13 protein-coding genes are annotated in these 13,337 nt (G+C 65.7%); 8 read left to right on the forward strand and 5 right to left on the reverse strand.

Features of this window, described 5'->3' with window-relative positions; translation table 11 throughout:
- Positions 1-86: 86 nt before the first annotated feature.
- Entirely contained in the window at positions 87-965 is an 879-nt protein-coding gene (locus WN72_RS43275) for a YihY/virulence factor BrkB family protein (RefSeq protein WP_027562142.1), read from the forward strand.
- Here WN72_RS43275 and WN72_RS43280 read toward each other — a convergent pair.
- Positions 907-2,169: an ATP-binding protein gene (locus WN72_RS43280; protein WP_092215556.1), complete on the reverse strand. Its 1,263-nt coding sequence runs from the start codon at positions 2,167-2,169 to the stop codon at positions 907-909. The two genes, WN72_RS43275 and WN72_RS43280, sit on opposite strands and share 59 nt — an antisense overlap.
- 103 nt (positions 2,170-2,272) lie before the next feature.
- On the reverse strand, positions 2,273-3,139 hold the full coding sequence (gene gluQRS, locus WN72_RS43285; protein ID WP_092215554.1) for a tRNA glutamyl-Q(34) synthetase GluQRS: 867 nt from the start codon (positions 3,137-3,139) through the stop codon (positions 2,273-2,275).
- A 127-nt stretch (positions 3,140-3,266) separates the two neighbouring features.
- On the opposite strand from gluQRS, the gene WN72_RS43290 reads away from it, so the two are divergent.
- The 6 genes from WN72_RS43290 to WN72_RS43315 all read left to right on the forward strand — a co-directional run bounded on the left by WN72_RS43290 (position 3,267) and on the right by WN72_RS43315 (position 9,328).
- Complete coding sequence (locus WN72_RS43290) at positions 3,267-3,914, forward strand: DNA-3-methyladenine glycosylase family protein (protein WP_027562139.1); 648 nt, start codon at positions 3,267-3,269, stop codon at positions 3,912-3,914.
- A gap of 93 nt (positions 3,915-4,007) precedes the next feature.
- On the forward strand, positions 4,008-5,093 hold the full coding sequence (locus tag WN72_RS43295) for a DUF2855 family protein (protein ID WP_092215552.1): 1,086 nt from the start codon (positions 4,008-4,010) through the stop codon (positions 5,091-5,093).
- A gap of 78 nt (positions 5,094-5,171) precedes the next feature.
- Positions 5,172-6,935 (forward strand): NAD(P)-binding domain-containing protein, encoded by a 1,764-nt coding sequence (locus tag WN72_RS43300; protein ID WP_143130586.1) that lies wholly within the window; start codon positions 5,172-5,174, stop codon positions 6,933-6,935.
- Positions 6,936-7,059: 124 nt separating this feature from the next.
- Complete coding sequence (locus tag WN72_RS43305; protein WP_027562136.1) at positions 7,060-8,037, forward strand: peptidyl-alpha-hydroxyglycine alpha-amidating lyase family protein; 978 nt, start codon at positions 7,060-7,062, stop codon at positions 8,035-8,037.
- 205 nt (positions 8,038-8,242) lie between these two features.
- A complete protein-coding gene (locus WN72_RS43310) occupies positions 8,243-8,800 on the forward strand; it encodes an HNH endonuclease (RefSeq protein ID WP_008543309.1) in 558 nt (185 codons plus the stop codon).
- Between the two features lie 18 nt (positions 8,801-8,818).
- A complete protein-coding gene (locus WN72_RS43315; RefSeq protein ID WP_092215550.1) occupies positions 8,819-9,328 on the forward strand; it encodes a hypothetical protein in 510 nt (169 codons plus the stop codon).
- A gap of 45 nt (positions 9,329-9,373) precedes the next feature.
- Here the strand turns inward: WN72_RS43315 and WN72_RS43320 are convergent, their stop codons facing one another.
- The 3 genes from WN72_RS43320 to WN72_RS43330 form a co-directional block, all read right to left on the reverse strand.
- Entirely contained in the window at positions 9,374-10,840 is a 1,467-nt protein-coding gene (locus tag WN72_RS43320; RefSeq protein ID WP_092215548.1) for a GH1 family beta-glucosidase, read from the reverse strand.
- A gap of 2 nt (positions 10,841-10,842) precedes the next feature.
- Positions 10,843-11,844: a glycoside hydrolase family 16 protein gene (locus WN72_RS43325; protein ID WP_092215547.1), complete on the reverse strand. Its 1,002-nt coding sequence runs from the start codon at positions 11,842-11,844 to the stop codon at positions 10,843-10,845.
- Positions 11,845-12,011: 167 nt separating this feature from the next.
- Positions 12,012-12,893: a DMT family transporter gene (locus tag WN72_RS43330; RefSeq protein ID WP_092215544.1), complete on the reverse strand. Its 882-nt coding sequence runs from the start codon at positions 12,891-12,893 to the stop codon at positions 12,012-12,014.
- A 171-nt stretch (positions 12,894-13,064) separates the two neighbouring features.
- Between WN72_RS43330 and WN72_RS43335 the strand changes: the two genes are divergently transcribed.
- A complete protein-coding gene (locus tag WN72_RS43335) occupies positions 13,065-13,286 on the forward strand; it encodes a dodecin (RefSeq protein ID WP_027562132.1) in 222 nt (73 codons plus the stop codon).
- Positions 13,287-13,337 lie beyond the last annotated feature (51 nt).

The following is a 13,337-nucleotide window of genomic DNA, read 5'->3' on the forward strand; positions in this document are numbered from 1 at the left end:
AACGGCATGATTTCCGATTTGCGTCCGTCGTCGGCCGTCTTCGCCTCCCCCCGAGAGCGGGACGAGGGAGCAGTACAGGGCACACAGTGAAGGCAATCCGTACCATCTACAACGTCGTGGAGGACGCCTTCTACACGTTCCTGGCCGACGATGGCTGGGCGATCGCGAGCCACATCGCGCTGTCGACGCTGATGGCGCTGTTCCCGTTCCTGATCGTGCTGACATCGCTCGCCGGGTTCTTCGGCTCCAAGGAACTTGCCGACCAGGCCGCCAGCCTGATGCTGCAGGTCTGGCCCAAGCAGGTCTCCGATTCGATCTCGGGCGAGGTGCACGACGTGCTGACCACGACCCGCTCCGGCGTGCTGACCATCGGCGCGGCGCTGTCGGTCTACTTCGCCTCCAATGGCGTCGAGGCGTTGCGGGTCGCGCTCAATCGCGCCTATGCCGTCGTGGAGATGCGGCGCTGGTACTGGCTGCGTCTGGAATCGATCGGCTACACGCTGGTTGCCGCCTTCACCGCGCTCGCCATGGCGTTCCTGATCGTGCTCGGCCCGCTGCTCATCGAGGCGGCGCGGCGCCACATTCCGCTGTTCGTCGAATCCAACGAAAGCATCCTCACCTGGCTGCGCTACGGCATCACCATCGCCGCGCTGGTGGTAGCACTGTTCATCCTGCACGCCTGGCTGCCGGCGGGACGGCGCAGCTTCTTCCAGATCCTGCCCGGCATCGTGTTCACGATGGTGGCGTCGCTGATCTCGGGCGTCGTGTTCGGCCAGTACCTGGCGCGCTTCGCCAACAACTACGTAACGATGTATGCGGGGCTCGCCTCGGTGATCATCGCCCTGGTGTTCTTGTATTTCATCGCCGCGATCTTCGTTTACGGAGGCGAGCTCAACGCCGCGATCATCAAGTCGCGGCTTCCTCACGGCGTCTCGCTTCAAGCAGCGCAGTCGCTAAAGCCCTAGGCGACACGGGCTTGACCAGGAAGGCGTCGGCGCCGGCCTCGCGCGAGGCCACCTCGTCCTCGCCGCGGCCGGACACGCCGATGATGGGGATCTGGGCCAGCGGCGCCGGCATGGTGCGGATCCGCCTGATGGCCTCGATGCCGTCAATGCCCGGCAGCACCATGTCCATCAGCACCGCATCAAACGCGCCCTGCGCCAGCCGGTCGACCGCGTCCTCGCCGCGCCCGACGAACTCGGCATGATGGCCGAGCTCGGTCAGGATGGTGTTGAGCACGACGCGGCCGAACGGATTGTCCTCGACGCTGAGCACGCGCAGCGCAGCCATTGCATCCGCTTCACTGCCGTTCTTCGATCTGCGGGACCTTGCCGGCCCCGCCGCCTCCAGCGACACGGTCAACGTGAAGGTGGCGCCGCCGCCGCGGCGCGGCGCGACGGTGATGTCGCCGCCCATCGCGCGCGCCAGTTGCTTCACCGAGGACAGGCCGAGCCCGGCGCCGCCGAAGCGCGAGGCGATGGTGACGTTCGCCTGGGTGAACGGGCGGAACAGCCGCTTGATCTCGGCCATGGTGAGGCCGATGCCGCTGTCGGAGACCGAGAAGGCGACCCCGACCCTCCCCTTCGCCTTGTCGCTCTTCCTGCCCTTGGCGGGGCGCCAGGGCGCCACCGCGAGCGCCACACCGCCATGCTCGGTGAATTTGACGGCATTGTCGATCAGGTTCTCCAGCGCGGCGCGCAGCCGGACCGAGTCGCCGACCACGAGGCCCGGCAGCTTTCCGGAGATCTCGACCTCAGCCTGGAGGCCCTTGGCCGCGGCACGGCCAGCCAGCGAATCGCCGGCGCTGCGGGCGAGCGTCCTGAGGTCGAACAGGTCCTGGCGCAGCGTGTTGCCGCCCGTCCCTGTTCTGGCAGCGTCCACGAACAGCGTGGCGAGGCTCGCCAGATGCTCGGCGCCGGCCTTGATGGTGTCGGCCCAGCGCCGCTCCCGCTCGCCGAGATCGGAGGTCGCGAGCAGGTCGCTGATCGCGAGAATGCCGGTCAGGGGGGTGCGGACCTCATGAGCAAAGGCAGCGAGCGCGGCCTGGACCACGTCCGGCGCGTCCGCCTTGGTGCTGCGCTGACGCAACCGGCCGGCCGTCCCGGACTGCTTCCGAGGCGGTCGCCTGGACGTCCGCGTGGTGCGCGCTGGGCGCGTTTTCGCCGCCATAACTCCCCTTCGAAGAACATCCTTCGAACCCCGGGCTCGCGGCAAGAATGGCACGGCGGAACACCTGGAGTCACGGCGGCGTTTGGCTAAACCCCAGAGAAACTTAACCTAATCCCACCAGCTGGCGGATACCGGCGGGTGTCATGCCGGCTGCGCGCAACTCGCGCAGGCCGGTCGAGCGGTCTGACTTCGACAGCTTCCGCCCCTCGCCATCGCGAATCAGGCCGTGGTGGCGATAGGCCGGTTGCGGCAGACCGAGCAGGGCCTGGAGCAGGCGGTGCACCGAGGTGGCATGAAACAGGTCCTGGCCACGCACCACCTCGCTGACGCCCTGGAGGGCGTCGTCGACGACCACGGACAGGTGGTAGCTGGTCGGGGTCTCCTTGCGGGCCAGGATGACGTCGCCCCAGGTCTCCGGCCGCGCCGGGACGGTGCCGCGCTCGCCGCCGGGTCCCTCGCCGAGCTCGTTCCAGCTCAGGCCGGCAACGCCGCAGGCGGCCGCCATGTCCAGCCGCAGCGCATAGGGCGCACCTGACGCAATCAGCCGCGCCCGCTCGTCGTCAGTCAGCGATTTGGCGTGACCGGGATAAAGCGGCGCACCATCGGGATCGCGCGGCCACGGCCCGTCGGCCTCGCGCGCGGTGACGAGCCTGGCGATCTCGGCGCGGCTTTCGAAGGCGGGATAGACCAGCCCGAGCGCGGAGAGCTTTTCCAGCGCGGTGCGATACTCCGCGAGATGCTCGGACTGCCGGCGGACCGGCGTCTCCCAGGCTATCCCGAGCCAGGCGATGTCCTCGTAGATCGCCGCCTCGAACTCCGGCCGGCAGCGCGTCGCATCGATGTCCTCGATCCGCAGCAGCAACCGCCCGCCGGCCTCGCGCGCGCGGTCAAAGTTCAGCAGCGCCGAATAGGCGTGGCCGAGATGCAGCAGGCCGTTGGGGCTGGGGGCAAATCGGAAAACGGGTGGCATGAGTTCTCAGCTATTCGTCATTGCCGGGCTTGACCTGGCAATCCATCCTCCATGACTCTGTTACGATAGGAGATGGATGGCCGGGTCAAGCCCGGCCATGACGCCGGAAAGAGCTTGCCGAACTGCGATGACCATCCACCTCGAAAGCCAGTCCGATCTCGAAGAGGCCGTCCACGCGCTGGTCAAGCGCGATTCGCGCCTCAAGCCCGTGTTCGAGATCGCGGGCATGCCGGCGCTACGGCGGCGCGAGCCGGGCTTTACGGGGCTGGCCCACATCGTCTGCGGGCAGCAGCTTTCGACCGCGAGCGCCGCGGCGATCTGGGGACGGCTGTCGGCCGCGTTCGATCCGTTCGACCATGACGCCGTGCGCCGCGCCCGCACCGACCGGCTCGGGCGGCTCGGCCTCTCCGCAGCCAAGATCAAGACGCTGAAGCACCTGGCGCGCGAGATCAATGCGCAGCGGCTGAACCTCGACGTGCTCGCGGAGGAAGACGCGGACGCCGCGCATCACACGCTGATCTCGCTGCCCGGCATCGGGCCGTGGACCGCCGACGTCTATCTCCTGTTTTGCCTCGGCCATGGCGATGCCTGGCCGGCCGGCGATCTCGCCGTGCAGGAAGGCATCAAGATTGGCCTCGGCCTGAAGGCGCGGCCAACCGAAAAGCAGATGGCGCCCCTCGCCGAACCCTGGCGTCCCCTACGCGGCGCGGCGGCGCATCTGTGGTGGAGCTATTACCGCGCGGTGAAGAAGCGCGAAGGTGTGCTGTCGGCATGAGCAGCCGAACAGCGTTTAAAACTATATTGCTGTTGCAAAGCTCGCGCGCGTGACCGATTGAGATGCCGGCACGGACAAGCCGGGATCGACATCATGACAGCCACCGACTTCATCGTCGCGCGTGACGATTTCGAAACCTGCAAGACGATCTCAACGACGCTTCCCGCAGCCGACGCGCTGCCGGAGGATGCGCTGCTGGTGAGGGTCGACCGCTTCGCCTTCACCGCCAACAACATCACCTATGCCGTGCTCGGCGACACCGTGAAATACTGGGAGCTGTTTCCCGCGCCAAAGGGTTTTGGCAATATTCCGGTGTGGGGCTTTGGCGATGTGATCGCCTCGAGGCATCCGAACGTGCCGGTCGGCGAGCGCCTGTTCGGCTATTTCCCGATGGCGACGCATCTCGTCATCGAAGCTGCCGACGTCAGCAAGCGGGGCCTGCGCGACGGTGCCGCGCACCGGCAGAACGTGGCGCCCGTCTACAACGCCTATGCGCGCGTCAGCGGCGATCCCGCCTATGCCGGACGGCAGGGCGACTACCAGGCGCTGCTGCGGCCGCTGTTCATGCTGTCGTTCCTGGTCGACGATTTTCTCGCCGAGAACGACGATTTCGGCGCGTGCACCGTGCTGCTTTCGAGCGCATCGAGCAAGACCGCGTTCGGGCTCGGCCATCTCCTGCATGCGCGAGGCCGCAAGGTGATCGGGCTGACCTCGTCAGGCAACACCGCTTTCGTCACCTCGCTCGGCTGCTACGACGAGGTCGTCACCTATGATCGCGTGACGTCGCTGCCATCGGACACGCCGGTCGCCTTCACCGACATGGCCGGCAACAGCGCGCTGCGCGCCGAACTGCACCGGCATTTTGGGGACCAGATGAAATGCTCGATGCGCGTCGGCTTGACGCATCGCGCCACCGATGCCGAGGAAGCCGCCCTGCCCGGCGCCAAGCCGCGCTGGTTCTCCGCGCCCGAGACGATCCGCAAACGCGCCAAGGACTGGGGCCCGGGCGGCATCGAGCAGCGTTTTGGCCGGGCCTGGTCGGGCTTCGCACCGACGCTCGACCAGCGCCTGACCGTGATCGAGAGCCGCGGCCCGGACGCCGTGCGGCAGGTCTATCTCAACACGCTGAAAGGGCGCATTCCGCCTGAGCAGGGCCACATGCTCTCGCTGCTCGGGTAAATCGCTTTTGGCATGGGCTGATCCAGTATAGCGTTCGATCTCCGAGGAAACGCCGCGAAGACGGCCATGAGGTCGCGCATGCTGGACAGGACGCAGGATATTTCCGTCGCCGCGCAGGCCTGGCTCGATGAATTCGAGCGTACGCTGGGAAAGCCTGACCGCGAAGCGCTCGACCGCCTGTTCGTTGCCGAGTGTTTCTGGCGCGACGTGTTGGCACTGAGCTGGAACCTGCAGACGATCGCCGGCCGCGATGCAGTTGCGCAATCTCTGACCGTGCTCGCGCCCAAGGCGGCCCCCACCAGCTTCAAAATCGCGATGAACCGCGCACCTCCGCGCTGGGTGATGCGCGCCGGCACCAACAACATCGAAGCCATCTTCAATTTCGAGACCACGCTCGGCCGCGGCAGCGGCATCGTGCGGCTCGTGCCTGATGCCAGCGACAGCGACCGGCTGAAGGCGTGGACGCTGCTCACCGCGCTCGACGAGCTCAGGGGATTTGAGGAGCAGCTCGGCACCTCGCGGCCACGGGGGCAGGCCTATTCGCGCGATTTTCGCGGACCGAACTGGCTCGACCAGCGCAACGCCTCGCGCGACTATGCCGATCGCGATCCGACCGTGCTGGTGGTCGGCGGCGGCCAGGCCGGGCTTGCGGCCGCGGCGCGGCTGAAGCAGCTCAACATCGACACGCTGATCGTCGATCGCGGGTCGCGGATCGGCGACAATTGGCGCAAGCGGTATCACGCGCTCACACTGCACAATCAGGTGCAGGTCAATCACCTCCCCTACATGCCGTTCCCGCCGAACTGGCCGGTCTATATCCCCAAGGACAAGCTCGCCAACTGGTTCGAAGCCTATGTCGATGCGATGGAGCTGAATTTCTGGACCGGCACCGAATTCGAGGGCGGTGACTACGACGAGGCGGAGGGACACTGGACGGTGACGCTGCGCCGCGCCGACGGCAGCCAGCACACCATGCATCCGCGCCATGTGATCATGGCGACCGGCGTCAGCGGCATCGCCAACATTCCTGACATTCCGACCCTCGATAATTTCAAGGGCGCGCTGCTGCATTCCAGCCGCTACGAGGATGGCGAGAACTGGACCGGCAAGCGCGCCATCGTCGTCGGCACCGGCAACAGCGGCCACGACATCGCGCAGGATCTTCATTCCAGCGGCGCCGAGGTGACGCTGGTGCAGCGCTCGCCCACACTCGTCACCAATATCGAGCCCTCGGCGCAGCTCGCCTACGCGACCTACAATGAAGGCACGCTCGAGGACAACGACCTCATTGCGGCCTCGATGCCGACGCCGCTCGCGAAGAAGACCCATGTGATGCTGACCGAGCAATCGAAGCAGCTCGACAAGGAGCTGCTCGACGGCCTTGCCCGCGTCGGCTTCAAGCTCGACTTCGGCGAGGCCGGCACCGGCTGGCAGTTCAAATACCTCACCCGCGGCGGCGGCTATTATTTCAACGTCGGCTGCTCCAACCTGATCGTCGAGGGCGCGATCAAGCTGAAGCAGTTCTCCGACATCGAAGGCTTTACGGCCACGGGTGCACAGATGAAGGACGGCACGACTGTTGCGGCCGATCTCATCGTGCTCTCGACCGGCTACAGGCCGCAGGAGTACCTCGTGCGGAAACTGTTCGGCGATGCCATCGCCGACCGCGTCGGCCCGGTCTGGGGCTTTGGCGACGGCTTCGAATTGCGCAACATGTATGCGCGCACCAAGCAGCCCGGCCTGTGGTTCATCGCCGGCAGCCTCGCGCAGTGCCGCATCAACTCGAAATATCTCGCGCTCCAGATCAAGGCGATCGAGGAAGGGATTTTGGGGCCGACGTAACCACACTCGTCATTCCCGGGCGCGTGCAGCGCGAGCCCGGCATCCATGGAAACTCCGGGACGCGCAGCCCGATGGATTCCGGGTTCACACTTCGCGTGCCCCGGAATGAAAAGAGGAGAGATCAATGCCAGCCATTCTCGGCACCGGCGAGCACCGCTACCGCGTCGTCGACAATTTCGCAAAGCTGCCGGACGGCTGGCAGCTCACCGACGTCGCTTCGGTCGCGGTCGACAGCAAGGACCGCGTCTACGTCTTCAACCGCGGCGTCCATCCGATGGTGGTGCTCGACCGCGAAGGCAATTTCCTCCGAAGTTTTGGCGAAGGCCTGTTCTCGCGCGCGCACGGCCTGCACATCGACGCCGACGACAATCTCTACTGCACCGACGATGGCGACCACACCGTGCGCAAATGCACCACCGAGGGCAAGGTGCTGCTGACGATCGGCATTCCCGCAAAGCCGGCGCCGTTCATGAGCGGCGAGCCGTTCCACCGCTGCACCCACACTGCGCTGTCACCGAAAGGCGAGATCTACGTCTCCGACGGCTATGGCAATGCGCGCGTGCACAAATTCACCCCTGACGGCAAGCTGATCAAGAGCTGGGGCGGGCCGGGCACCGATCCCGGCCAGTTCAACATCGTGCACAACATCGCGACCGATGCCGACGGCTGGGTCTATGTCGCCGACCGCGAGAACCACCGCGTGCAGGTGTTCAACGGCGAGGGCAAGTACGAGACGCAGTGGAACAATTTGCACCGGCCCTGCGCGCTGTGCTGCTGCGGCGGGGCCAAGAGCCCGACCTTCGTCATCGGCGAGCTCGGCCCCGGCCTCGACATCAACCGCAATGTGCCCAATCTCGGCCCGCGGCTGTCGATCGTCGACGCGCAGGGCAAGCGCATCGCGCGCCTCGGCGGCGAGCAAGGCCCGGGCGTTGCCAGCGGAAAATTCCTGGCCCCGCACGGCATCGCGCTGGATTCGAGGGGCGACATCTATGTCGGCGAAGTCGGCGTCACCAACTGGAAAACCAGCTTTCCCGACGAGGAGATGCCGGCCGCGGTGCGCGCCACGCGCTGCCTGCAGAAGCTGGAGCGGGTGCGGGAATGAGGCATCGGCGACCCGCAGCGGCGGTTCCGGGCCGCCCCGCATGATCGCTCCCCGAATCACGGCGTTTTTGAGCGCTTCGCCACCCCGCCGCCGCATTGCTTGCGCCTGAATAAGTCGCTCAACGGGCTTCACAATCCCGTCACGCTGCATGTAGTATGTCAGTACATGCTGCTTCGCAGCGTACATTGGAGGCCGGGAGCGTTACTTGAACGCACATGTCTCGCAAGGCAGTTGGCCGGTGCTGGTCCTGAACGCGGACTTCCGGCCGCTGAGTTACTACCCACTGTCTCTGTGGTCGTGGCAGGACGCGATCAAGGCGGTGTTCCTCGACCGCGTCAACATCGTCGCGCATTACGATCAGGCGGTTCGAAGTCCCACGCTGGAAATGCAGCTGCCCAGCGTCGTCTCGCTCAAGTCCTTCGTCAAGCCGACCACCCATCCCGCCTTCACCCGTTTCAACGTCTTCCTGCGCGATCGTTTCGCCTGCCAATATTGCGGTTCGCCCGAAGACCTCACTTTCGATCACATCATCCCGCGCAGCAAAGGCGGCCAGACCACCTGGGAGAACGTGGTCGCGGCGTGCTCGCCCTGTAACCTGCGCAAGGGCAATCTCACGCCGGCGCAGGCCAAGATGTTTCCGCGCCAAAGCGCGTTCGCGCCGACCGTGCACCAGCTCCACCGCAACGGCCGCCTGTTTCCGCCGAACTATCTGCACGACAGCTGGCTGGACTATCTCTACTGGGATACGGAGCTGGATCCGTAGGGCGGAGACACAGCTGTGATGATGCGCAGCCTGTTTGCGCCGGTCATGGTCGCAACCATCGCTGTCGCCGCATTGGCCAAAGCACAGCCTCGATCTGCCTTTCCTCCCGAGATCATCGCGGCGCCGATGGCCCCTGATTGCACCGGCGAATTCTCCGCGCTGAAAGAAGAAGTTGGGCAAAGGGCTCAGCTCCTCAAGGCCGCCGCCGTCCGGCACGCGCAGCCGAATGAGGCCTGCAAGTTGATCGGCGACTTCAGCCGGGCTGAAGTCAAACTGATCAAATATCTGGAGACACACGCAGCGGAATGCCGGGCTTTGGCGCGTTACACCGAACAATTGCTGAGCAACCATAGCAAGACCGCGGCCACCCAGATCAAGACCTGCACCCTGGCCCAACAGAAGCAGGCGCCGGCCGGCCCGACCGGCGATTTCTGGCCCTCGTCGGTGGCATTGCCTCCGCAAGGATTGAGCAAACCTGCGGATCCCAGGGATATCTGGATGACCCCGCAGTCCCCGTTCGTTCGGTGACGGCGTCGCGCTCGATACCAATCCCAGAGTGCAGCGCTCGTCGTCTCACACCCCGATCGCATTCCGCGCCACGACATCCCGATAGAACGCCGCGCTCAGCTTCGGCACCCTCGCCTGCGTCTCGAAGTCGACGCGATAGACGCCGAAGCGCTTGCCGTAGCCGAAGATCCACTCGAAATTGTCCATCAGGCTCCACAGGAAATAGCCGCGGATCGGCACGCCCTCGCTGATGGCGCGCTGCATCTGGGTCAGGTAGTTGCGCAGGAACATGATGCGGTCGAGGTCGTAGACCTGGCCGTCGGCGGCGATCTTGTCCTCCGACGAGGTGCCGTTCTCGCTGATGTAGATGTTCTCGATGTTCCAGACCTTTGCGGCGAGGCGCGGCGCCCAATAGATCACCTCGGGGCCGATGCGCAGCCATTCCGAGTTCATGTGCGGGAACGAGGTCGGGAACGGCAGCACGTGGAAGCCCGACGCGCGCTCGGACGCGGTGACGTAGAACTGCGGCGCGTAGATGTTGAGGCCGACGAAATCGTTCGGCGTGCCGATGATCTTCAATTCGTCAGGCGTGAACTTTGGCGCATCCGCGCCGGCATAGGCGAGAAAGCCGTCGGTGTACTTGCCCTCCAGCACCACGCCGAGGAAGCCGGCATTGAGCTCGCGCGTCGCGATCTCGGCGGCGCGGATGTTGTCCGGCGTCGCGATCGCCGGCACGCAGGCGGCGATGTTCTCGGCCGCGCCGACGCGGGTGCCGGCACACCCGGAAGCGCGGATCGCCTGCACCGCGAGCCCGTGCCCCAGCGCGACGTGATGGCGCGCCTGGTTGAGCTGCGCCGTCGGCAGCTTGAGGCCGGGCGCGTCGATGCCCCAGCCATAGCCGAAGTTCACGAAACGCCCGGCCTCGTTCACGGTGAAGACCGTTTTCACGCGATCGGTCAGGCGCGCCGCAACATAGGCGGCGTAGTCGGAAAACGCCTTCGAGGTGTCGCTCGACTGCCAGCCGCCGACGCGGTCCTGCAGCGCCTGCGGCAGGTCCCAGTGATAGAGCGTGGCATAGGGTGTGATGCCGTTCGCGAGCAGCTCGTCGACGAGACGGTTGTAGAAGTCGAGCCCCTTCGGATTGGGCTGCCCTGAGCCTTCGGGAAACACGCGCGGCCAGGCGATCGAGAAACGGTAGGCCTTGACGCCGAGCGCCTTGATCAGCGCGACGTCCTCCTTGTAGCGATGATAATGCTCGTTGGCGCGGTCGCCGGTCGAACCGTCCTCGATCTTGCCGGGCGTGTGGCTGAAGACGTCCCAGATCGACTTGCCGCGGCCGTCCTCGTTGACCGCGCCCTCGATCTGGTAGGACGAGGTCGCCGTGCCCCACAGAAACTCCTTCGGGAACGGTGCCGGCGCGTGACGGTCCAGCGCCGGCGCGTCGCTCTCCGCGCCGCTGGCCCCCGCCGCAGCGCCGAGCGCGGCGAGGCCGGCGAGCTTTGCAAAACCGCGCCGCGAGAATTTTGCGAGCATCCCTATCTCCGCGCCTGCGCCATGTCGATCTGATAGACCGAGATCCGGTCGATCTCGAAGGCCACGCTCGGGGGCGATTCCGCGTCGACGGGACCGACGCCGAGAAAGAATTTCGATCCGATCGCGAGATTGACGATCATGTACATGGGATCGTCGAAGCCGATCGGCACCTTGATGTCGGAGACCGGCCTCCGGTCGATGAAATAGATCAGCCGGTCCTCCTCCCACAGCACACCGTAATTATGAAACGCGCTGGAGGCATCGCCAACCGCGAAGTCGAAGCCGCAGGACTGGATCTTCTGGGTCGAGGGGATCCGCCAATGCGTGGTCATGACGAGATCGCCAGGGCGCTCGCCGCGGCCTTCCAGCACGTCGACCTCCGGCGGCCAGCCGCCGTCGTCCGCCAGCATCCAGAACGCCGGCCACACCGCATGGCCGACCGGCAGCTTGGCGCGGATCTCGAAATAGCCGTGCTTCTGCGCGAACTTGCCCTGCGTGGTGAGTATCCCCGAGATGTACTCGTTGTTGAACAGCACCGGCTTCAATTCCGGCGGCGTGCGGCTGGCGACGATCGACAGCACGCCGTCCTTGACCTTGAACGGGTCAAGCCCGAGCGGCGTTGCGGCGCGCCCCGCGTAGCGCGGATCGACATAGATCTGCTGCTCGCCATTGGCGCTGGTCTTGCGCTTGAAGTCGGAGCCGTCGCCGCCCCAATAGCGTGCCTCAGGCCATGCCGCGCCGCCGGCGTAATGCGGTACCCAGCGCCCGCTCGCGAGCGGATGCTGATCGAAATCGTCGTTGAAGGTGCGGCGCAGCGGCAGGAACGCGAGCGAGGCCGGATTGACCGCCTCCAGCCGGCGGCATTCGATCATGGAAGGATCGGTCGTCACTTGCAGCGACAGGCTGTCTGGCGCGACATCGAGATCGTCTTGCGCGATGCCTGGCGCAGGCATGGCACAGAGACCGATCGCAATCAGAGCGCCCCTCGTCCAACGGTCGATCATCACCGCACATCGAACATGCCAGGAAAGGCGCAGAAATTAACCCGCCCGCATTGAAACGGGCAAGCTGGCGATCCTGCACCGACGGGCGTTTTTGAAAGGAATGTCGAGGTCGCGGCCCGACTGCTGGCTTCGCGACGGTTTCGACCTACCGGCCGCGAATGACGCCGCTACGCGCGCTGCAACGCGAGCGTCACGCCGCCAAGCGTCAGCGCCATCGCCATCCATTCGCGCAGGCCCAGCGGCTCGCCAAGAATGATCGCCGCGGAGACCACCCCGATGACGGGAACAATCAGCATCCCGGTCGAGGCGGAGGTCGGCGGCAGGCGGCGCAGCGTCTCGAACCAGGTGACGTAGCAGACGCCCATCGGCACCAGCGTCATGTAGATGAAGCAGCCGAGGCCCCGCGGCGTGATCGCGGTGACGTTGGGATGCTCGAACAGGATGCCAAGGATCAGCATCGTGGCGCAGCCGAGCCCGACCTGCCAGGCGACGACGACCAGCGGCGGCATCGGCAACGGCTTGCGGTTGAGCACGTTGCCGAGCGCGAACAGGATGGCGCAGAGCAGCGCGAGCGCAATGCCGAGCAGCTTGTTGGCGCCGAACGCAAAGCCGTTGCCGCTCAAGAGCAACGCGACACCGGCGACACCGAGGACCAGCCCGAAAACGTCCCGCAGGGTCGGCCGGGTGTGCAGCACCGGCCAGGCGAACAGCATCGCCCAGATCGGCATGGTGTAGGCGAGCAGCGCACCCTCGCTCACGGTCACGTATTTCATCGCGACCGTGCCGAGCCCCATCCAGGCAAACACATTGGTGAGGGTCGCAAACAGCAGCCGCGGAATCGCCTCACGCGGCACCGCGAAGGATTCCTTCCGGCTCAGCACCAGGGTACCGAGAATGAGCGAGGCGCAGACACCGGCAAGCCCGCGCGCGAACAGCGGTGGCCATTGCTGGAGCAGCAGTTTCATCAGCGGCCAGTTCAGCGCCCAGCCGAACGCCGTCACGCAGAGGCAGAGAGAGCCGATTGTCCTGTCACGCCGCGTCGAATCCATGGACAGCGCTTAGCAGGCGATCGCCGGCACTCCAATGCCGCTGGCGCATGCGGGCCATCACGGAGCAAGGAACCGCAAGCGCCGGTGTCCGTTCAGGTAGAGGCCATACGCCTCGCGACAGCCCGACTGTCCGCGAGGACCGGCCCATCCGCCACACAAGGGGAGACCGCCATGCCCACAGCCGAGACGGATCACGTCTACAAGATCCTGGAACTGGTCGGATCGTCCGAGACCTCGATCGAGGATGCGATCAAGAACGCGGTGAGCCGCGCCGCCAAGACCGTTCGCGAGATGAAATGGTTCGAGGTGGTGCAGACGCGCGGCCACATCGAGAACGGCACCGTGCGTCATTATCAGGTGACGCTGCGCGTCGGCTTCACGCTGGAGGGATGAGGCAGCGGATAGGAGGCGGAGCCATTGCGCGGCGGCGGCTTGGTTAACATC

Source organism: Bradyrhizobium arachidis (assembly GCF_015291705.1).
Lineage (GTDB): Bacteria > Pseudomonadota > Alphaproteobacteria > Rhizobiales > Xanthobacteraceae > Bradyrhizobium > Bradyrhizobium arachidis.

Coding starts and splice junctions, on each gene's coding strand:
- WN72_RS43280 (WP_092215556.1), bottom strand. CDS start 2,169: ATGGCGGCGAAAACGCGCCCAGCGCGCACCACGCGGACGTCCAGGCGA.
- WN72_RS43315 (WP_092215550.1), top strand. CDS start 8,819: ATGATGCGCAGCCTGTTTGCGCCGGTCATGGTCGCAACCATCGCTGTC.
- WN72_RS43295 (WP_092215552.1), top strand. CDS start 4,008: ATGACAGCCACCGACTTCATCGTCGCGCGTGACGATTTCGAAACCTGC.
- WN72_RS43320 (WP_092215548.1), bottom strand. CDS start 10,840: ATGCTCGCAAAATTCTCGCGGCGCGGTTTTGCAAAGCTCGCCGGCCTC.
- WN72_RS43325 (WP_092215547.1), bottom strand. CDS start 11,844: ATGATCGACCGTTGGACGAGGGGCGCTCTGATTGCGATCGGTCTCTGT.
- WN72_RS43300 (WP_143130586.1), top strand. CDS start 5,172: ATGCTGGACAGGACGCAGGATATTTCCGTCGCCGCGCAGGCCTGGCTC.
- gluQRS (WP_092215554.1), bottom strand. CDS start 3,139: ATGCCACCCGTTTTCCGATTTGCCCCCAGCCCCAACGGCCTGCTGCAT.
- WN72_RS43305 (WP_027562136.1), top strand. CDS start 7,060: ATGCCAGCCATTCTCGGCACCGGCGAGCACCGCTACCGCGTCGTCGAC.
- WN72_RS43335 (WP_027562132.1), top strand. CDS start 13,065: ATGCCCACAGCCGAGACGGATCACGTCTACAAGATCCTGGAACTGGTC.
- WN72_RS43330 (WP_092215544.1), bottom strand. CDS start 12,893: ATGGATTCGACGCGGCGTGACAGGACAATCGGCTCTCTCTGCCTCTGC.
- WN72_RS43290 (WP_027562139.1), top strand. CDS start 3,267: ATGACCATCCACCTCGAAAGCCAGTCCGATCTCGAAGAGGCCGTCCAC.